The organism is Myxococcus sp. CA039A (assembly GCF_013336645.1).
Lineage (GTDB): Bacteria > Myxococcota > Myxococcia > Myxococcales > Myxococcaceae > Myxococcus > Myxococcus llanfairpwllgwyngyllgogerychwyrndrobwllllantysiliogogogochensis.
This window is the reverse complement of the sequence record NZ_JABUMQ010000085.1, coordinates 1-19,607: the sequence shown is the minus strand read 5'-3', so window position 1 is coordinate 19,607 and position 19,607 is coordinate 1. Positions and strand designations below refer to the sequence as shown.

The window sequence follows — 19,607 nt, the reverse complement described above, 5'->3', positions numbered from 1 at the left end:
CGGCTAGGGTGCGCTGGCACTCATGAGCAGCCCGCGCTTCTACGCCTTCGACCCTCGCGCCACTCGAATCGGCCTCTTCCTGGGCGCCTGTGTCCTGGCGGTGCTGACCGCCTGGGCCCTGGCCAATGCCCGGGACGGAGGGGGCATCCAGGAGATGGCCCGCGCGGGTGTCACGGCGGGCCTGATGTTCGCCTTCCTCGTGGCCATCCACCGCCTGCGACCCCGTGCCGGCTGGGGCATCTCATTGGACACGCGAGGCGTCCGCGTGGCCCGCCCCTTCAGCTCCCGCGAGCTGGAGCTGCACTGGGGGCAGATTGATTCCGTGCGCCGGCTCGGCAGGAGGGGGAACGTGCTCGGTTTGTTCTTGAAGGAGGAGGGAAGGGTGCTCGTCACCCGGCATCTCTTCGCCCGCAAGGCTGTTTTCGAGGAGTTGATCTCGGCGCTGGAGGATCGCCTCCCGCCGTCCCGATTCGACGCCTGACCCCCCGGTTTCCGCAGGCCGCCTCCCCGAGGGGCGGCCAAGCGATTTTCACGAATATTTACGCAGCTTTGCGCGGGCTCGTTACTCTTGTTCAGTGTGCCTCGAGATGGTAGGCACAGCCCTGTTGCAAGGCTCCTTTTTCCAAGGACAGCATCACATGGAAAAGACCCCCGCTACCGGTGCCTCGGTCGCTCCCCTGCCCATGGAGTATGGGACCGATAGCATCACCAAGCTCGAGGGCCTGGAAGCGGTCCGCAAGCGCCCCGGCATGTACATCGGCGACACGATGACCTACGGGCTCCACAAGCTCGTCTACGAGGTCGTCGACAACGCCGTGGACGAGGCGCTCGCGGGCCACTGCACGGACATCGAGGTCATCATCCACGTGGACGGCTCGCTGAGCGTCCAGGACAACGGGCGCGGCATCCCCGTGGGTCCTCACCCGGACCCCAAGTTCAAGGGCAAGGACACGCTGGAAGTGGTCCTCACGGAGCTGCACGCCGGCAGCAAGTTCGGCAACGGGGCCTACAAGGTCTCCGGCGGCTTGCACGGCGTGGGCGTCACCTGCGTGAACTTCCTGTCGGAGTGGTTCAAGGTCCGCGTCCAGCGCGCCGGCAAGGTGTACGAGCAGTCCTACGCCCGAGGCGTTCCCAACTCGCACCCGCAGGAGGTCGGCACCACCGACAAGCGCGGGACGATGGTGGCGTTCAAGCCCGACACCACCGTGATGGAGACGGTGGACTTCAACTTCGAGACGCTCAGCCAGCGCCTGCGCGAGCTGGCGTTCCTCAACGCGGGGCTGCACATCGTCATCCGCGACGAGCGCACGAACAAGGAGCACGACTTCAAGTTCGAAGGCGGCATCTCCTCGTTCGTGGAGTACCTCAACAAGTCGAAGCAGGTGCTCCACGACAAGCCCATCTCCTTCTCGGGAGACAAGGACGGCGTGGCGCTCGAGCTGGCGATGCAGTGGAACGACGGCTACGACGAGCGCGTCTACACCTTCGCCAACAACATCAACACCCAGGATGGTGGCAGCCACCTGTCCGGCTTCAAGGCGGGCCTGACGCGCACGCTCAACAGCTACGCGGAGAAGAGTGGCATCTGGAAGGACCTCAAGGAGACGCCCACGGGTGAGGACGCCCGCGAGGGCCTGTCCGCCGTCATCTCCGTCAAGGTGTCCAACCCCCAGTTCGAGGGCCAGACGAAGACGAAGCTGGGCAACAGCGAGGTGAAGGGCCTGGTCGAGCAGATGGTGAACGAAATGCTCGGCACCTTCCTGGAAGAGACGCCGCTCATCGGCAAGAAGATCGTCGCGAAGATTGGCGATGCCTGTCGGGCGCGCCTCGCGGCTCGCAAGGCGCGCGAGACGGTGCGCCGCAAGGGCGTGCTGGACGGTGGTGGGCTTCCGGGCAAGCTCGCGGACTGCCAGAGCAGGGATCCGCACGAGAGCGAGCTGTACATCGTCGAGGGTGACTCCGCAGGTGGCTCCGCGAAGCAGGGGCGGGACCGGCGCAACCAGGCCATCCTCCCGTTGCGCGGCAAGATTCTGAACGTGGAGAAGGCGCGCTTCGAGAAGATGCTGACGAGCGCCGAAATCGTCACGCTCATCACCGCGTTGGGCACGGGCATTGGTCCGGAGGACTACAACCCGGAGAAGGCGCGCTACCACCGCATCATCCTGATGACGGACGCCGACGTGGACGGCAGCCACATCCGCACGCTGCTGCTGACGTTCTTCTTCCGGCAGATGCCGGAGCTGCTCCAGAAGGGCTTCCTCTACATCGCGCAGCCGCCGCTCTACAAAGTCACGCGCAACAAGAAGGACAAGTACGTCAAGGATCAGCGCGCGCTGGACGAGTACCTGCTGGGCATCGCCACGGAGCACGGGCGGGTGCTGACGCCTTCGGGCGAAGTGGGTGGCTCGGACCTGAAGGCCCTCCTGGAGAAGGTGATTACCTACGAGGAGCGGCTGGAGAAGCAGGCGAAGCGGCGCGACGCGCGGGTGGTGGACGCGGTGGTGCAGGGCGCGCGGCTGACGGCGGAGATGCTGGCGGACGACGAGGCGCTGGCGGTGGCGGTGAAGGGTGCTCACTCGGAGTTCGAGCGGCGCATGCCGGACGTGCTGGGCCGGGTGAAGTACGAGGTGGAGACGGACCCCGAGCACCAGACGAAGCGGCTGGTGTTCCGCACGGACGTGAATGGCGCGATGCGGTCGACGGTGTTCGACCACACCTTCCTGTCGTCTCCGGAGTACCAGGAGCTGGTGTCGCTGCGGGATTCCTTCAAGTCGCTGGGTGACGCGCCCTACCGGGTGAAGGTGGACGCCGGCCACGTGACGGCGTTCTCCGTGCAGGAGGTCCACGCGGCGCTGCGCAAGGACGCGCAGAAGGGCCTGGGGATGCAGCGCTACAAGGGTCTGGGCGAGATGAACCCGGAGCAGCTCTGGGACACGACGATGAATCCGCTCACGCGCACGCTGTTGCAGGTGCGGGTGGAGGACGCGGTGGAGAGCGACGAAATCTTCTCGCTGCTGATGGGCGAGGCGGTGGAGCCGCGCCGCGAGTTCATCGAGCGCAACGCGCTGGATGTGCAGAACCTGGACATCTGAGTCCTTGAGTCCGCCGGGCTCGCGGGCCTGATGGACGACGAAGTGACGGGGCGCGGCGCCGATTCAGGCACCGCGCCCCGTGTCGTTTCAGGGGCTGGGGCAGCGCGCTCGCTAGCGGGCCGAGAACGAGGCCTGGGACTTAGCGCCCGCCACCACCCGGGCCACCGCGCGGCGGCGGCGGGCCACCGGGGCGCTTGCCGCCGAAGCCACCGTCGCCAGGGCCCATGGGCCGCGAGGGCAGGTCGAGGGTCTCGCCGTCGAGCGTGGCCTGTCCACACTCAGGGCCGAAGACCAGCGTGTGCGTGGTGCCATCGGCGAGGGTGCGCTCCTGCGTGCCGGCGATGGGCCACGCGCAGACGGAGGGCGGCACGCGCACGATGCCGGATTGCGTGACGGTGGAAACGCTGCCGTCCGCGAGCGTCGCGGTGAGTGTGCCGTGGCTGGTCCGCGTGGGCGAGGCGGCGTCCGGGTCGAACGTCTCCTCCAGCGTGCCCGTGAGGTGGACGCTGTCCACCACGGTGCCCTGGGCATCCAGGTTCGTGCGAGTCGTGTCGAAGGTGACGGTGCGGCTGAGCGTCTGCGCGCCGGGCACTCGCACGGAGACGGAGGCGATGCTGCCCGTCATCTTCGTGCTCTGGCCGTCCGTTGCCGTATGCGTGATGTCATGCGTGGACTGTTGCTCGAAGCGCAGCGGCGCGTTCTCCGCACACTCTTCCTCGGAGGTGATGGCCGTCACCACGTCGACCGAGCCGGATGACACGATGCCAGTGCCTTCCCCGCGCGGGCCCTCTCCGGACGGCGGCTGCGATGTCGGAGTTCCACTGTCGGGAGGAGGCTGGGGGCGGTCCCATCCGCAGCCCCCACGGCCCCGGGTCCGAGCCTGGCAGTCCGTCCAGGAGAGGTGCAGCTCCGAGGGGAAGCTCTGGCCGCAGACCTCCACCTTCGCCGTCTCCGGCTCGGCGTCACACTGATAGCCCTCGTGCTCCCAGCGGCGGACCTCCAGAGGGAGTCCCTCCAGGAAGCGGGAGCCGAGGGGGACGTCCGCGGACTGCGCCTCTCCCACGGCCGATGCCACGGCGAGCTGGGATTGCTGCTCGGTGATGCCCGGGTCCTTCTCCGCGCCACAGCCCACGCCAAACAGCGCCGTCGCCAGCAAACCTGCCTTGAGCTTCATGGATGTGTACTCCCCGAGAGATACTTCGGGGCGCGTGGCCGGCCCTGCGCCCAGCCTTCAAGGTAGGGGGCAAACCTTGAGGAGTTCTTAAGCACCCGTTGACGCGCGCCGTCTCCCCGGGGGACGCAGGGGGCATGTACATCCCTCGCCACTTCGAGGAACGGGACGCACAGCGCCTCCTGGAGTTGATGACGCGACACTCCTTCGCCACGTTGGTGACGGTGGGCGAGGACGGAGCGCCTTTCGCCACGCACCTGCCCTTCCTCACGGAGCGGGATGAGGCGGGAGCGCTTCGGCTGCTCGCGCACATGGCGTTGCCCAATCCGCAGTGGCGCGCCTTCGCCGCCGAGCGGGACGCGCTCGTCATCTTCCAGGGCCCGCACGCCTACGTGTCGCCCACCTGGTACGCGACGACGCCCCAGGTGCCGACGTGGAACTACGCCACGGTGCATGCGTATGGACGGCCCAAGGTCATCGACGCGGGTGACGAGGTGCTGCGCATCCTCCGCGAGACGGCGGCGCGCTACGAGTCTGGCAACGAACGGCCATGGACTCTGGAGCAGTCGGAGGAGTACGTGAACCGGCTGGTGGGTGGAATCGTGGCGTTCGAGCTGCGCGTGACGCGGCTGGAGGGCAAGTTCAAGCTCAGCCAGAACAAGGGTGAGGCGGACCGCAAGGCGGTCATCGCGGCGCTGGAGCGCAGTCCCTTCGCGGGGGATGCCGAGCTCGCGGTGCTGATGCGTGCGCGTGAGGACGCTGGATAGACTCGTGGGCCCGGTGCCCTCCTCGGCTCCGCGCCCACGTGCCTTTCCCGTCTTGTCGAGCCGGGCCGGCGTACGTCGCGGCCCCCGCTAGCCCTTACGGCGGGAAGCTGTCATCCCGTTGCCCCCTCGTTCGCCGGGCGGCGACTTCCCGCACGGCTCCCTGCTTCTCGGGGCCTGGCTTGTTGGCGACTTGTGCTGACGCCATCGCGAAGCCTCCGATGAAGAGGTCGACACCTCGAAATTAGGTACTCCGAAGCGCGCGAGGTCGTGCCCTCCAGGCATGGCTCCCGTGCAGGCTCGCGGGACGAGCGGACTGCTGAGGGCCTGGTTGTCCGTCTCCTCTTAGAGAGCAAAGACGCACAGTGCGCCATGCGAGACACTGGGACTTTCGTCCCGGAGCGGGGCGCCGTGCGTGGCACTGCGAGAGGTGGCCGCGTGCGCACCTGTGCGGGGCGGTGGATGCGCCGCATGCGAATGACTGGCGCTTGCGCACCTGCGTTAGGCAGCGGATGCGCGGCATGTGAGTGACTGGGACTTGCGCACCCAAGCGGAGCGGTCGAGGCGCGGCATGCGGGTGATTGGGGCTCGCGCACCTGTACGGGACAGCCGAGGTGCGGCATGTGAGTGACTGCCTCTCGCGTGCACTGGACGGGGCGCGATGTGCTGCAACGCACTCGTGCGCGCCGTAGCAGGCCAACTCTACGTGGCGAAGAGGTTCATGCGCGGGGGGATGAGCGTCGCCCGCGCCGCGCCGTACCGTGCGTCAGCGCTCCGAACGTCGCGAACCGCGAAGCACCGCGGCCCGTTCCTTCCGCGACAGCGTGGTCGCATCCACGATGTCCACTTCGAGCGCGCCCTGGTTGTCGCTCCGCTTCGAGTCAGGGAAGAAGCAGCGCAGGTCCTCGGTGTCGGTGACCTGATAGCGCTTGCCCGTCTCGAGCATCCGGTGCGAGGTGCGGACGGAGGACGGCGAAGTGCCGCGCTCGATGCACAGCACCTGTCGCACACGACCATTGGCACCCGAGCGCAGCTCCGCGAAGTCGTCCCGCACGGTGAACAGGTAGGTGGAGCGCGGGTTGAGTCCGCGCAGCACGACCTGGTGCTCGGGCTTGAGCTGCACCGCGTGCTCCTTCGCCTCGAAGGCGAGCGAGCGCGGCGGCACGTAGGCGGACTGGCGGATGACGACGCGGATGCTGCCGGTGTTGTCCTCCGGCCCGTTGTCGTCCACCGCGAACACATGCAGCTTCCGAGCGTTCTTGATGGTGCGCGTGGAGGCGCTCAGCAGCCCGAAGCTGCCATCCACGGGACCGTCGCCCTCGGCGAAGTAGACCAGCGTCCCGGAAGCGGTGCCCCGGCCCTCGGCCAATGAAGCGGTGCCCTGCGTCCACACCGAATACGAGGTGCCCGGATTCAGGTCGATGGTGGCCGTCGCGTACTCGGGAATGGGCGCCGCGTTGTACATGGGCCGCAGCACCAGCAGTCGCGTGGGGTAGTCCACCTCATGCAACTCCCGCAGCGCCGCGCTTGGCTCCTTGGGGTCCACCAGCGGCTGTGGATCCTCATCGTCGTCGGTCGTCGTGCCCGTCGCCGTCGCCGCCACCACCACCGGGTCGACCTTCACCGGAATGCCGCCGTCGTCCGGAGCCGTCGCCACGACGGGCTGGGCCTCGCCCACGGGCTTCGGGTCCACGGGCTTTGCCTCCACGGGCGCGGCCACGACAGGCGGCGCATCCGTGGGCGGAGGCGTGGCGAGGAGCTGAAGCTCCGCGTTCATCGGCTCCATCATCATCGACGTCGGCGTGAAGCGCCGCGTCCAGGCGAGATGTCCCGGCAGCGTGAGCACCAGGGTGTTGGCCTCGCCCACGAGGACACCCTCCACCATGAGAGGTGTCTTGCCGGCGACGTCGCGGCCGTTGAGCTTCACCTTGGCGCCCGCGGGCTTGGAGGTGACCCACAGCGTGGCGCTGTTCGACGCCGAGGTGTCGGGCGCGTCCGACTTGATGACGAAATGGTAGAAGAGCGCGATGAACAGCATGACGATGGCCGAGCCGAAGACGTAGAGCGTCATCTGCTTCACGGCCTTCTGCTGCTTCGCGACGCGCTCGGCTTCTTCCCGCGCCAGCGCCTCGCGCGCTTCGTCCACCGAGGTGCGGTATCCCGTGCCCGTGTACGTCCGGGCCACGCTGGAGACTCCCGCGGGCTGCGTCGTCATGGACTGGCCGGTGACGGCGGGCGTCTCCACGGGCGTGTCCAGCGGCGCGGCCAACGTGGCCAGCGCGGCGGGCACGACGGTGGGCATCATCGTCTTGATGATGTCACTCGAGTCCGTGTCCGGCTCCTCCGGCAACTCCGGCACGGGAGGTCCGGGGCGCTCGCTCGTCACGGGCCTGCGGCCAGAGCCCGTGCTCTCCACGCGGGGCATTCCGGTGTTCGTCGCGCGGCGGATGCTTCCCGCGCTCGTCACCTTGCGCATCCCCGGACTGCTGCCGGCGGGCCGACGAGCGCCGTCGCTCGGGGGCTTCGCACCGCTGTCACTGCCCGGCTTGGAGCGCAGGCCCGGACTGGAGGCGCGCGGACTGCTGCCGACCTGGCCACTGCCGGAGGACAGCGGCCGGGCGCGGCCCGCGGAGGGCTCCACCGTGCCCAACTGCCACTGCGAAATCTGCTCCTTGAAGGCGGTGGACACCTCCGCCTTGCGGCCCTCCGCGATCAGCTCCTCGGCGAAGAGGTAGGCCATGAGCTGCGACAGCAGCGCGGGCGTGAAGCGAGGGTTGTCGCGGTAGAGCAACTCCACCAGCGCCTCGCTCAGCTCCTTCGCCGTCTGGTAGCGCGACTCGCGCTCCATGGCCATCGCGTGGGAGATGACCGTCTCGAGGTCCGGGCTCACCGACGGGTTGTTCGCCGACGGAGGCAGACAGTCGCCCGTGAGGATGCGCGGCAGGACGGTGACGAACTCGCCCTCATAGGGACGCTTGCCGCACACCATCTCGTAGAGGACCACGCCCGCCGCGTACACGTCCGTGCGGGCGTCCAAATCCTGCCGGCCCTGCGCCTGCTCCGGGGAGAAGTACGGGTACTTGCCCTTGAGCGTGCCCGGCGACGTCTTCGCCTCCACCGCGCTGGTGGCCTTGGCGATGCCGAAGTCGATGACCTTGATTTCACCTTCGTACGAGATGAGGACGTTGTCCGGGGAGACGTCCCGGTGCACCAGCCCCATCTCCACGTTGTCCTCGCCCACGTGCCGGTGCGCGTAGTCCAGGCCGTCGCACAGCTTGCTCCCCACGTGCAGCGCCAGGGCCTCGGGGAAGCACGTCATTCCCGCGCGCGCCGCTCGACGCAGGACCTTGGAGAGCGGCTGGCCCTGCACCAGCTCCATGGCGATGAAGTACTGGCCGTCCACCTCGCCGAAGTCGAACACCTGGGCGATGTTGCTGTGGCTCATGCTGGCCACCAGCCGCGCCTCGCCGATGAACATCTCGACGAAGTCCGTATCGTCCACGAAGTGGGGGAGGATCTGCTTGATGACGCAGGGCTTCGTGACGCCCGCCGCTCCGGTCATCCGGGCGCGGTAGGTCACGGCCATGCCTCCCGCGGCAATCTTCGAAAGAAGGACGTATTTGCCGAATTGCTGGGGAGTCGGTTCCGCCACGATTACAAGGCCAGTTCAGGACGTTGTGAGACATCGAGCATACTCTTGTTCTACTGAAAGTCCCGGAACGCGCTCGCGTCGCACGCGAAGTTTTCCGTGGGATGGTTGGATCTGCCGGGTGATCCACGCCCCAGGGCTCGAATCCCGTCCCATTCGAAGCGGCCGCGTCGCTCTCGGACTGAGGGCCGTCGGTTCTCAGAATGATTCGTCGAGGGGATGGATAATCCGGGGTCCGGGAGAATGTCGCGAAGTCTCCCAGTGATTCCAGTGGGTTGTGATTCATCGGAGGCGCCCTCACGCTCCGACTGTCAGCTCGCTTCACATTTCTTCACGCAGGTCCGTGCTGCGGAAGGCCGGGGGGCGGTTATGTAGGCCGGCACGGCCCAGGCCGTTGGATGAGGGCGGTCTGGCTCTCTCCAGAGAAACGAGGCGAAGCCCATGGTGTCCGAGCTGTCCCCCCGCTCGTGGCCCCTTGCCGTGGCGGTGGTGGGTGCGTTCCTCGTCCTTCCCGTCCGAGCCCTGGCCCAGGACGCGGAGGCGGAGCCGCTGACGGCGTTTGATCTGCTTGCCCGGAGCCCCCAACTGGGTGGGACGGACATCCCGAGGGACCTGCCAGGTCGCGCCACGGTGGGCGCGCCGAGGCGACCCCGGATGCCCGACGCCATGGTGCCCATGCCAGACCTGGGGAGGCCGTCACCGCTTCCCGCGCCGGAGCTGCTGCGCGTGGAGTCACCCGTGCCGAGCCCCTCGTCGGAGCTCCTGGCGCCCGCCTCGGCCGAAGCCGCGGCGAGTGTGTCCGAGGTGCCGATGGGACTGCCCGCGCCGCTGACGCCGCAAGGCCGCCCCGACAGCCCGTTGTCCCCGCTGCCCGCGTCGACGACGGCGCTGCTGGATGCGTCCCGCTCGTTCCAGGTGGTGCCCGCGGCGGTGGCGGTGGTGCCGGGGTTGTTGTTCCACGGACTCGCGCCGGCGCTGGCGGGAGACGGGCACACGGCCAAGCGGCTCTTCGCGATGGAGGGCGCGGGGCTGGGGCTCATCGCGCTGGGCGGAGTGCCCATCGCGCTCACGGGGGCGTCGCGGCGCACCATCGCTCCGCTGTACGCGGTGACGCTGGCGGGCTTCAGCGTGTTCGGCATCTCCGCGCTCGCCAATCTCTACTCGGTGGCGTCGCCGGCGTTCGACCCGGGAGTGCCCGCGTCCTCGTTGCCGCCGCTGGAGTTCGAGATGGGCTACCAGTACGTGAGCGACACCTCGTTCGACTACGACCACTTCGTGTCGCTGGGCGCGGTGGCGCGCTTCGAGGAGGTGAAGCTGGAGGCCATCGCTCGAATGGCCCCGGACGAAGGCAACACGCAGGTGCGGTTGGGCGGTGCGTATCGATTGCTTGGCGAGCCGGAGCGTCGGCGGGCGGGCTCGGATGGCTCGTCGCTGGACGCGGAGCTGTTCGGCCTGTTCCATCGCTTCCCCACGGAGGGCTTCACCGTCGTCGGTGGCGACATGGGTTTCCGAGGCCGCTACGCCATGGCGCGGGTGAGTCCGTCCCTGGCCGGCTCCTTCGCGGAGGCGAGCATCGGCATGGCGCTCCAGGGCTACAGCTATCCGGGCCCGGTGAGTGACGGGAACCTGCACTCGCAGCTGCTCTTCAGCTTTGGCTATGGCGTGTGGCTGGGGCGCGGCGGTGGGCCGTTCAAGGGCGAGGCGATGCTCTTCTATGACCACCGCAAGGACGGCTTCGCGGGCGGGCTGCGCACGCTGGGCGGAGGCGTGGTGGGCAACTTCGGGCTCCGGGGGCGCGCGCTCCTGACCGAGACGTGGGGCGTCGCCGCGGAGTTTCAAGCGGGTGGCGCGCTCGTGGGGCGGCTGTCCCTCATCTATGCGCTGGGAGGTGAGTCATGAGTCGCATCGGTGCCATGGGCGTGCTGTCGGCGCTGCTGATGACGGGGTGCCTGCGGCCCGCGGAGAACCGCGCGGTGCGTGACTCCAAGGTGGGCCGCGCCGAGGGTGGCGGACTGTCGCTGGAGGTGGCGGACGGGCTCGCGGCGGTGCGGAGTGTCGGCTCGGGCGAGGTGACGCTGTGGGGCAATGCCCCGGTCTTCACGGCGCGGGCGACGCTGGACGCGGAGTCGACGTCGGACTGGGTCCTCACGGTGCGCAACGCGATGCCAGACGCGGAGCTGCTCGCGGAATTGGAGGACGGCGAGGTGCTGGCGGTGGAGCCGGTGCCGCAGGCGCTTCCCACGGTGAAGGCGTGGCGCGTGGGACTGCGTCCGGGCGCGGTGGCCAGGCTTCGAGTCGCGCCTCCGGGGTGGGACTCCACGGCGCCCTTCCGCTTCGCGGCGCTGGCGGACGTGCAGGAGGCATTGCCTCGCGTGGGAGACGTCTACGCGCGGCTGGTGAAGGATGACTCGCTGCGCTTCATCCTGTTCGCGGGAGACCTGACGGAGAACGGCACGCGCGAGCAACTGCTGGAGTTCCAGGAGCGCCTGGAGGCGGGCTCGCGCATTCCGCTGTACGCGACGCTGGGCAACCACGAGACCTTCTCGAAGGACGCGGAGGAGTACACGACGCTCGTGGGGCGCGGCAGCCAGAGCTTCGTGTTCCAGGGCGTGCGCTTCACGGTGGTGGACTCGAGCAACGGCACGCTGGACCCCATCGTGGAGGAGCAGCTCGACGGGTGGCTGGCGTCGTCGCGACAGGGCACGCACGTGGTGGCGATGCACGTGCCGCCGCAGGACCCCGTGGGCCTGCGGGGCGGCGGCTTCGCGAACCGGGGCGAGTCGGCGGGGCTGGTGGGAAAGCTCGCGCGCGAGGGCGTGGACCTCACGCTCTACGGACACATCCACTCGTATTACTCCTTCACCAACGCGGGCATCCCCGCGTTCATCTCCGGGGGCGGCGGCGCGATTCCGGAGACGTTCGACGGAGTGGGGCGGCACTATCTCGCGGTGGACATCGGCGCGAACGAGGGGCTGCGCGAGGCGTCCCTGGTCCGCGTGGACTGAGGCCCGAAGCGCTGGCACTGAACGAAGCGTCAGCCGGCGGTGTGTGGGAGAAAACGCGGACGGGGCCGACTTTCCGGCCCGGCAGCGTACCCTCTTGATCTGACACTGAACACGTGAGCAGATGTCTCCCCCATCGCGAGGAGCCAGGAGGCCCGCCATGTTCGATTCGAACGACAACGACCCTATTTCCCCGGCGCTGCGTGCGCTGCTGGAGCTGTTCACCACGGAGCTGGCGGAGGTGCGCTTCCCGGACATGAGCGGGGAGGTGCTGGAGGACGCGGCGGCGCAGGTGAGGGTGAAGGCGGAAGCGGTGGCGAAGGCGCAGGCGGTGCTGGAGGCCGCGCGGCAGTCGCTCCACGAGAGCCAGGACGCGTTGCTCCAGAAGGGCCAGCGCGCGCTGGCGTACGCGCGGGTGTTCTCCGAGGAGAACCCGGAGCTGAACACGAAGCTGGACTCCATCCACCTGCCGCGTCCGGTGCGCAAGGGCGCGAAGGTGGAGGGTGTCGCGGTGGAGCCGGTGGCCGCGCAGCACGGCAACGAGGAGAACGCGCCGAAGCGCCGGGGTCGTCCGCCCAAGGTGCGTCCGTCCGCGGGTGCGTCCCTGTTCGCGGAAGGCGCCACGGCGGAAGCGCTGGCCGTCGCGCACGAAGGCAACGGCGTGCTGCCCACGGCGTGATGCGCTTGCCTTTAGGGGCCTCCTGAAAAAGCCGAGGCCCGGACGCGAAGCCTCCCCGGAGCCCCCCTCCGGTAGAGACCCGCGGCCGGGCCACGGTGCCGGTCCGCTCCGAGGGCAGCCACGGAGCGGACCGGTTTCAAGCGAGGTGACTCAGTTCTCCGGGAACGCCGTCCAGCCCGCCAGCCAGTTGGTGGTGCCCACCGCGCCGACGAAGCGCGCGCTGGTGTCGAAGCCCGCGCCCGGCGCGGCCGCGTTGTCCGGGTTCAGCAGGGGCGAGCCCGTGCGCGGCGCGAAGTTGGGCGCCGTCAGGTTCGTCGCGTCGGTGAGCTGCGGGTCCTGCGTCTTCACGCCGTTGGCCGCGACCAGGATTCGCTCCGCCTCGTTGAAGCGGCTGACGTCCGCGTCCACCGTCACGCCACCCTCCACCTTCGGGTTCGGCGCGAAGGGGATGGTGTCGTTCAGGTTGGCGTTGTCGAAGAAGAAGGTGTTGCGGATGGACAGCCGAGGGTCGGCCGACTCCTCGGTGAAGAGCGCCGCGGAGGCGGTGCCGTCCACGTCCACGGCCTGGTCCTTGAAGTAGGCGACGACGGCGTTGCGCAGCTTGATGCCCGCGCCGGTGTTGAACACCAGGCCCTCCTGCGAGGGGTTGCCACCCGGGTCCGCGTTGGAGCCGATGAAGCTGGCGTTCCAGATTTCGGGGATGGAGATGGGCTCCTGCGTGGCCGTCGTCTTGTGGCTGGAGGCCTCGATGGCGCGGTCGCCCACGCGGGGGCTCTGCTGCACGACGAGGAACTGGACCTTGCCGGTGTAGCCCAGGTCGTAGTCCAGCGCGTCATCATCCGCCTGGGTGATGACGATGTGCTTGAGCGGCGCGGTGCCGCCGAACATCTCGATGCCGTCGTCCAGGCCCTTGTGGACCTGCACGTAGTCGATGTCCGTCCCCGTGCCGCAGCCGCCCACGGTGAGGCCGTTGAGCTCGTTGTTGGGCGCCAGCTCGAAGCCGGCGAACTCGATGCGCGCGTACTTCAGCGTGCCGCAGCTGTGCGCGTCGTCCGTGCCGCCGTACTTCGTCTGGTCATTGCCGCTGGTGGAGAAGAACCCCTCGATGGTCGTCTCGCCGCCGGACACGTTCAGCTTCGCGCGACCGAGCAGCACCACGCCGCCCCAGTTGCCCGGCTCGCGCTGACCGGCCGCCTTGGAGGACGTGAAGACGATGGGCTTCTCCGCGGTGCCCACCGCGTTGATGCGCGCGTTACGGGTGATGATGAGCGCGCTGCCCTGCTCACCCTTGACGATGGCGCCCGCCTCGATGTTCAGCGTGCCGCTGTTGACGAAGACGTACTTCTTGAGGACGTAGGTGTTGCCCGTCTTCCAGGTCGTGTCCGCGGTGATGTCCTGCGCCACTTCCACCGTCTCGGCATCGGGCGGCGGGGGGGGCTGGTCAATCGGGTCCTTCTTGTCGTCGTCGCCGCAGCCAGTGCCAATGACAAGGCTGGACAGGATGAAGAGGGAGGCAAACAAGCGCTTCATGGCGAGACTTCCTTTCGGGAGGGAAACTACAGGGAGAGGCCGAGCGACGCGGAGAACGCGAGGCCCGGGCGGTACTGGACCAGGGCGATGTCGCCCTGCTGGAAGGTGATGCGGGAGTTGAGGAGGTTGGACGCGGTCAGCTTGAGCTGCATGGCCTCGGTGAGCTTCTGGGTGACGGCCAGGTCCATGCGGTGGAACGGCTGCTCGTAGACGTCGGGCAGGTTGTCGGTGCCCACTTCGTTGATGCGGCGGCCGTAGACGTTGTAGAGCAGCGCCACTTCCGTGCCGCTCTGGGGCCGCTCGTAGCCGAGGTTGACGTTGACGACGTAGGGCGACTGGCCCTGCATCGGACGCTCTGCGTTGGTCTGCAGGCCCTGCAGCGAGCCCAGGTCGATGTTCGACTGGATGAGCGTGAGGTTGACGCCCACCTTGAACGGTTGGAGCGCCGGGGTGACGCGGCCCAGCGAGGTGCGCGCCTCTAGCTCCAGGCCGTAGGTGTTCGCCGCCGGCGTGTTCTCGAAGTTCATGTCGCCGGCGCCCGCGGAGTTGACGACGCGCTCGATGGGATTCAGGAAGCGCTTGTAGAAGACGCTCGCGGCGAGCACCTCGTTGTCCCCGGTGAACCACTCGACGCGGGCGTCCGCGTTGTGGATGCGCGTCTGCACCAGGGCTGGGTTGCCGGAGACGTTCCGGCGGCGCACGAAGTCGTAGAAGGTGAAGGGCGCCAGCTCGCGGAAGGTGGGCCGCGCCAGCGTGTAGCTGTAGCCCGCGCGCAGGTTCACCGTGGGGGTGAGCGCGTAGATGGCGTTGAGCGTGGGCAGCCAGTCCAGGTAGTCGGCGTCGTTCCGGGAGGCCTCCGCGCCGGTGAACTGATTGAGCGCCGTCAGCTTCTGCTGGGTGCTCTCCAGTCGCAGGCCTCCGACGAGGCGCAGCGCCTCCGTGGCCTTGACGTCGGCGGTGACGTAGCCGGAGAAGACGCCGAGCGACGCGTCATACGCGTCCGAGTCCGGACGGGTGCTCTCCTGGATGCGCATGCCGTTGCCCAGGTACTCCGCGCTGAAGAGCGCCTCGGGAGGCAGGAAGCGGTCCACGTCCGAGTTGGGGGAGATGCCGTAGCGGAAGCGGCGGGCGCGGAAGTCGCGGAAGGACAACTGCGTCAGGCCGCCCACCTTCAGGCGCACGTCCGAGAGGGGCACGGTGATGTTGACGCTGCCGCCGAAGGACGTCTCGCCCAGGTCGGCGAAGAAGCGCTCGCCGCTGTTGGCCTGGTTGGGGAACGACATGCCGCCGGACGGGTTGCCCAGGTTGTCGCTGTAGAGCGAGTCGCGCGTGTCCGGCTCGTCGCGGTCCACGCGGGACAGGTTGGCCTGCCAGTCCACCTCCGAGTCGCCGAAGAGGCCGATGCGGTGGAAGCCGCGGAGCTGGTTGAAGGAGAGCTGCCGGACGACGAACTGGAGGCGGCTGCCCTCGTACCGGTCACCCTTGAGCGTGTCCACGCCGACGCTGGTGGTGGTGCGCGTCTCGGTGCCTCGGGTGAAGAGGCTGAAGAGGGTCAGCTCGTTGTCGCGGTCCAGTTGGTAGCCGACGCTGGCGAGGCCGCTCAGGTTGGCGACTTCGGTGCCCAGTTGCGTCTGGGCGTCGTCGTAGCTGACGAAGTTGCCCTCCAGGTCGTAGGAGGCCTTGCTGTACTGCGTGAACTGGGTGTTCTCGCGGTGGCCGTAGTTGACGGTGGCCAGGTAGCCCAGGCGCTGGTTGTCGAAGCGCAGTGTGTCGCCGAGCGACGCGCTCAGGCCCATGTTGGGCAGCGCCGTCTTGCTGCGCGCGTTCCACACGTTGTTGAAGCTTTCCCACTGCTGCTCCTGTTCGGCGAGCGACTCGTTGCCGTTGCCGAGCGCGTGGTCCGTGGGGATGGCGGAAGGCAGCCGGCGGCTGCCGCCGGGGAAGCCGAGGAACTCCAGGCTCCCGCCGCCAGTCTGGGTGTTGCGGGCCTGGCCCGTGGTTTCGGTGTCACCGCCGAAGGTGAGGCGCGGCTTGAACTCGAACTGGCTGGGATAGGTGTTGGTCTCGATGAGGAGCGCGCCGCCGCCGAAGGAGCCGGGCAGGTCGGCGGTGTAGCTCTTCACCACGTTGAGGTTGGCGAGCAGCGAGGTGGGGAAGAGGTCCAGCGGGACGCTGGGCTCATCGGGCTCGGGGCTGGGCAGCAGCGCGCCATTGAGCAGGGTGGTGATGTAGCGACCGCCCAGGCCGCGCAGGTAGACGTAGCGGCCGTCGACGACGGTGGCGCTGACGACGCGCTTGACGGCATCGGAGGCGCTGGAGTCGGGCGTGCGGGCGATTTCCTGGGCGCTGATGGCGTCTGAGACGGCGGCGGCCTTCTTGCGTTCCTGGAGGAGGGCGCCCTCGGCGCGACGGTCGGCGCGAGCCTCGACGACGACCTCCTGCACGGCGCCCACGTCCGCGCCGAGCGCGACGTCGAGTTTGGTGGCCTTGCCCTCCGTGACGATGACGCCGGTGATGCGGCGGCCCTGGTACACGTCGTAGAAGACGCGCAGGTCGTACTTGCCGGGCGGCAGCGCGAGTCGGTAGTTGCCGTCCAGGTCGGTGAGCGTCTGCTTCTGCGCGCCCGTGACGACCTTCACGGTGGCCTCGATGAGGCCCTCCTGGTTGGCCTCGTCGACGACCTTGCCGTGGATGCCAGTGAAGCCCGGGGGCGGCGCGGAGGACTCGGCCAGCATGGCCTCGTCATCGGTGGCCGTGGCGTCGGCGGGCTGCGCGGTGGCGGGATCACCTTCGACAGGCTGCGCGTCCGGCGACTGCACCGTCGCGGGAGCCCCGTCGACAGGCTGCGCGTCCGGCTGTGCGGTGGCGGGAGCCTGCTCGGCGCCCGGCGTCTGCGTGCCGTTCGGCTGCTCGGTGGCGGGAGCCTGCACGGCGCCCGGCGTCTGCGAACCGTTCGGCTGCGCGGTGGCGGGAGCCTGCGTGGCGCCAGGCGTCTGCACCGTCGCGGGAGCCTGCACGGCGCCCGGCGTCTGCGTGCCGTTCGGCTGCTCGGTGGCGGGAGCCTGCACGGCGCCCGGCGTCTGCGAGCCATTCGGCTGCGTGACGCCCGATTGCCGTGGAGAGGTCGGCGTGGGGGCAGGAGGAGGTGGCTGTGATTGCTTCGTTCCGTCGGCGGCCGGGGCCATGCCGGGAGCGGCGGGGCGCAGTTCCTCGGACGGGGGCGCCTGGTTGTCCGTCACGGGCGGGACGACCTGCGTCTCCGTGCCCGACGGAGTGCTCTCCGAGCCAGGAAGGGAAGGGGTTTGACCGAGGGCGAGCCCGGGCGAGGTGATGAGTATGAGCGCTGCCACGAGGGCGCGCTGAAGGCTTGCGCGAGACAACACGGCTCTCCTTGCCAACGGTCGCGCTGTAAACAACGCGAGTCGCATGGCATTGGAATGGATGGCTTGTGACGATTCAGGCGGCGGATCGAAAACTCGAGGTCACGACCCGCCGCCAGGCGGACACTTCAGTCCGCGAGCTTGTCCGGCAGCACGCCCACGGTGAGATTTCCTCCCCGGGCGAGGTCCAGCACTTCCATGGCGGCGCCGTAAGGCACGTCGTCGCCCGCGTCGAAGAACACGATCTTGTCCGGGCGCGCGTTGAGCATGCGCTGCAGTCGCGCGACGACCTGCTCGCGCGGGACTTCTTCCCGGTTGATGCGCAGCACGCCTGAGCGGTCCACCGTGAGCACCACCGGTGGCAATGCGTCGGGCGGAGGGGGAGGTGGCTCGTCCTGCTTGTCGCTCTTCGCGGGCACCGTCATCCACATCTGCTTGGTCAGCAGCGGGGTGACGACCATGAAGATGATGAGCAGCACGAGCACCACGTCCACCAGTGGCGTCACGTTCATCGTCGGGCGCAGGCCGCCCGCTTTGCCGCCTCCGAGGTCGAATGCCATGGCGCGCTCCTACTTCTTCCTGTCGATGACCTGCAGGTTGATGCCCGGGAAGCCCAGGTCCTGCATGCTCTTGAAGACGCCACGCACCTCGGAGTAGCGCACGCCCCGGTCCGCCTTCAGCACCACCGGCGAGTCCGGCTTCTTCTCGCGCAGGGCCTTCAGCTCCACGAGCAGCGCGTCCTTCTTGAGCTCCTTGCGGTCCATGAAGATGGCGCCGTTGGCGGCCAGGCTCACCGTGGTCGGCTCCAGCTCCTTGTTCTCCTTGTCCGGGTTCGTCGCGGCGGGCAGCTCCACGGACGCGCCCGACTCGATTTGGGGCGTGACGACCATGAAGATGATGAGGAGGACGAGCACCACGTCGACCAGCGGCGTGACGTTCATCTCCGGGGTGATGCTGCTACGCCGGGCGGACATCGAGCCCCTCCCGGCGCGCCACGGTCTCCGGACCGGTGGCCACCGCGCCGTTGTTCACGCCGCCGCGCTTGTCGGCCGGCATGTCCTCCAGGTGGTCCATCAGCTCGCTGCGCGCGGCATCCAGCGAGAGCTGGAGCGCGTCCGCGCGAGTGGAGAGGAAGTTGAACATCAGCACCGCGGGGATGGCGACGAGCAGGCCCAGCGCGGTGACGACGAGCGCCTCGGCGATGCCGGCGGACACCGCGCCCAGGCCGCCGGAGCCCTCCTTGGCGATGCCGGCGAAGGCCTCGATGATGCCGACCACGGTGCCGAGCAGTCCGACGAACGGCGCCACCGAGCCCACCGTGGCGAGCAGCGACATGCCGCGCCGCACGTCCGCGCTGACGCGGTCATTGATGCGCACCAGCTCGCGGCGGGTGAGCTCCACCGGGCCCAGCTTGCCCGCGGGCTGCTTCGACTTCGCGAGGAACGCCTTCATGCCGCCGCCGAGCAGCACGGCCAGGTGGCTGCCCTTGGTGCCCTCGGCCTCCTTCACCAGCGCCTCGTGCTGGTGCTGCATGAGGAGCTGACCGGCGCGAGCGGCGAAGGCGCGCGAGGTGGCGCGGGAGCGGAAGAAGACGAACAGCCGCTCGAAGAAGACAGCGAGGGACGCGACGGCGAAGAGCATCAGCGTCCAGGCGATGCCCAGGGCGAACACGCCCATGTGGTTGTAGATGTCGCGAAGATTGAAGTTCATGGCGATGTGCTCCTGGGGGGCAGGTGCGGGTGAGTCAGACGGCCTACGACTTGAGACGGAACGGAACCTTGAAGATGCGGAAGACGGCGGCGGGGCGGCCGTCGACGATGGCGGGCTTGAAGCGCCACGTGCGCACGGCGGAGAGCGCCGCGCTGGCGAAGGGCTCATCACCGCGCATGACCTTGAGCTGGGTGACGCGGCCATCCACCTCGACGACGCCCTTGAGGATGACCATGCCCTCCTGACCCTTGGAGCGGGCCTCGGAGGGGTATTCAGGAATGAGGTTGGACTCGAGCGGCTCCGGCGCGGTGGCCGACTCCGGCAGGTTGATGGGCGCCGCGCGACCACCTCCGGCGGAAAGGCCCTCGCCGCTACCGGTGCCACCCACCCGGCCGCCCGGCACGAGCGCGCCAGTGCCGCCCACGGCGATGGGCGCTGCTGCCACCGTCTCCGTGGCGGCCTCGGGAGGCTTGTCGAGCGGCACCACCGTCGGCGCGACGATGGGCGCGGGCGCGACGAGGGGGGCCGCGGGAGGCGGCGCCTTGGCGAGCGCGGGAGGCGCGGCCTTGGGAGGCAGCTTGGGTTTGGGCGGCGCGGGCGGCGGCGGAGGCGGGGGCTTCACCTCGACGA

The 19,607-nt window shown here is 68.8% G+C and carries 14 protein-coding genes; 6 read left to right on the top strand and 8 right to left on the bottom strand.

What is annotated here, in order from left to right:
• Nucleotides 1-22: 22 nt before the first annotated feature.
• Both HR086_RS16225 and gyrB read left to right on the top strand, forming a co-directional pair.
• Nucleotides 23-481 (top strand): hypothetical protein, encoded by a 459-nt coding sequence (locus HR086_RS16225; protein ID WP_141642060.1) that lies wholly within the window; start codon nucleotides 23-25, stop codon nucleotides 479-481.
• A gap of 157 nt (nucleotides 482-638) precedes the next feature.
• On the top strand, nucleotides 639-3,092 hold the full coding sequence (gene gyrB, locus HR086_RS16220; protein WP_174466071.1) for a DNA topoisomerase (ATP-hydrolyzing) subunit B: 2,454 nt from the start codon (nucleotides 639-641) through the stop codon (nucleotides 3,090-3,092).
• A 139-nt stretch (nucleotides 3,093-3,231) separates the two neighbouring features.
• Here gyrB and HR086_RS16215 read toward each other — a convergent pair whose 3' ends face one another.
• Entirely contained in the window at nucleotides 3,232-4,266 is a 1,035-nt protein-coding gene (locus HR086_RS16215; protein WP_174466070.1) for a hypothetical protein, read from the bottom strand.
• Nucleotides 4,267-4,400: 134 nt separating this feature from the next.
• On the opposite strand from HR086_RS16215, the gene HR086_RS16210 reads away from it, so the two are divergent.
• Nucleotides 4,401-5,030 carry an FMN-binding negative transcriptional regulator gene (locus HR086_RS16210; protein WP_141642063.1) on the top strand — a complete coding sequence of 210 codons (630 nt, stop codon included), beginning with the start codon at nucleotides 4,401-4,403 and terminating at the stop codon, nucleotides 5,028-5,030.
• A 763-nt stretch (nucleotides 5,031-5,793) separates the two neighbouring features.
• Here HR086_RS16210 and HR086_RS16205 read toward each other — a convergent pair.
• Nucleotides 5,794-8,679, bottom strand: a complete 2,886-nt coding sequence (locus HR086_RS16205) for a serine/threonine-protein kinase (RefSeq protein ID WP_174466069.1) — start codon at nucleotides 8,677-8,679, stop codon at nucleotides 5,794-5,796.
• Between the two features lie 438 nt (nucleotides 8,680-9,117).
• Here HR086_RS16205 and HR086_RS16200 point away from each other — a divergent pair, with 438 nt between their 5' ends.
• The 3 genes from HR086_RS16200 (at nucleotide 9,118) to HR086_RS16190 (ending at nucleotide 12,357) form a co-directional block, all read left to right on the top strand.
• Nucleotides 9,118-10,575 (top strand): hypothetical protein, encoded by a 1,458-nt coding sequence (locus tag HR086_RS16200; RefSeq protein WP_174466068.1) that lies wholly within the window; start codon nucleotides 9,118-9,120, stop codon nucleotides 10,573-10,575.
• Complete coding sequence (locus tag HR086_RS16195; protein ID WP_174459040.1) at nucleotides 10,572-11,681, top strand: metallophosphoesterase; 1,110 nt, start codon at nucleotides 10,572-10,574, stop codon at nucleotides 11,679-11,681. Before HR086_RS16200 ends, HR086_RS16195 begins: the two co-directional genes overlap by 4 nt.
• Nucleotides 11,682-11,838: 157 nt before the next feature.
• Nucleotides 11,839-12,357, top strand: coding sequence for a hypothetical protein (locus HR086_RS16190; protein WP_174466067.1), 519 nt, complete (start codon nucleotides 11,839-11,841; stop codon nucleotides 12,355-12,357).
• 150 nt (nucleotides 12,358-12,507) lie between these two features.
• Here HR086_RS16190 and HR086_RS16185 read toward each other — a convergent pair whose 3' ends face one another.
• From HR086_RS16185 to HR086_RS16160, 6 genes are all read right to left on the bottom strand, one after another.
• On the bottom strand, nucleotides 12,508-13,887 hold the full coding sequence (locus tag HR086_RS16185; RefSeq protein WP_174459042.1) for a hypothetical protein: 1,380 nt from the start codon (nucleotides 13,885-13,887) through the stop codon (nucleotides 12,508-12,510).
• 26 nt (nucleotides 13,888-13,913) lie between these two features.
• Nucleotides 13,914-17,072 (bottom strand): TonB-dependent receptor domain-containing protein, encoded by a 3,159-nt coding sequence (locus HR086_RS16180; RefSeq protein WP_373564310.1) that lies wholly within the window; start codon nucleotides 17,070-17,072, stop codon nucleotides 13,914-13,916.
• 323 nt (nucleotides 17,073-17,395) lie between these two features.
• Entirely contained in the window at nucleotides 17,396-17,827 is a 432-nt protein-coding gene (locus HR086_RS16175) for a biopolymer transporter ExbD (RefSeq protein ID WP_141642070.1), read from the bottom strand.
• 9 nt (nucleotides 17,828-17,836) lie between these two features.
• Nucleotides 17,837-18,241, bottom strand: coding sequence for a biopolymer transporter ExbD (locus HR086_RS16170; protein WP_174459044.1), 405 nt, complete (start codon nucleotides 18,239-18,241; stop codon nucleotides 17,837-17,839).
• Complete coding sequence (locus tag HR086_RS16165; RefSeq protein ID WP_141642072.1) at nucleotides 18,225-18,977, bottom strand: MotA/TolQ/ExbB proton channel family protein; 753 nt, start codon at nucleotides 18,975-18,977, stop codon at nucleotides 18,225-18,227. The genes HR086_RS16170 and HR086_RS16165 overlap by 17 nt, the downstream gene beginning before the upstream one ends.
• Before the next feature lie 43 nt (nucleotides 18,978-19,020).
• The coding region (locus HR086_RS16160; protein WP_174466065.1) for an energy transducer TonB at nucleotides 19,021-19,607 on the bottom strand (587 nt) is incomplete at its 5' end.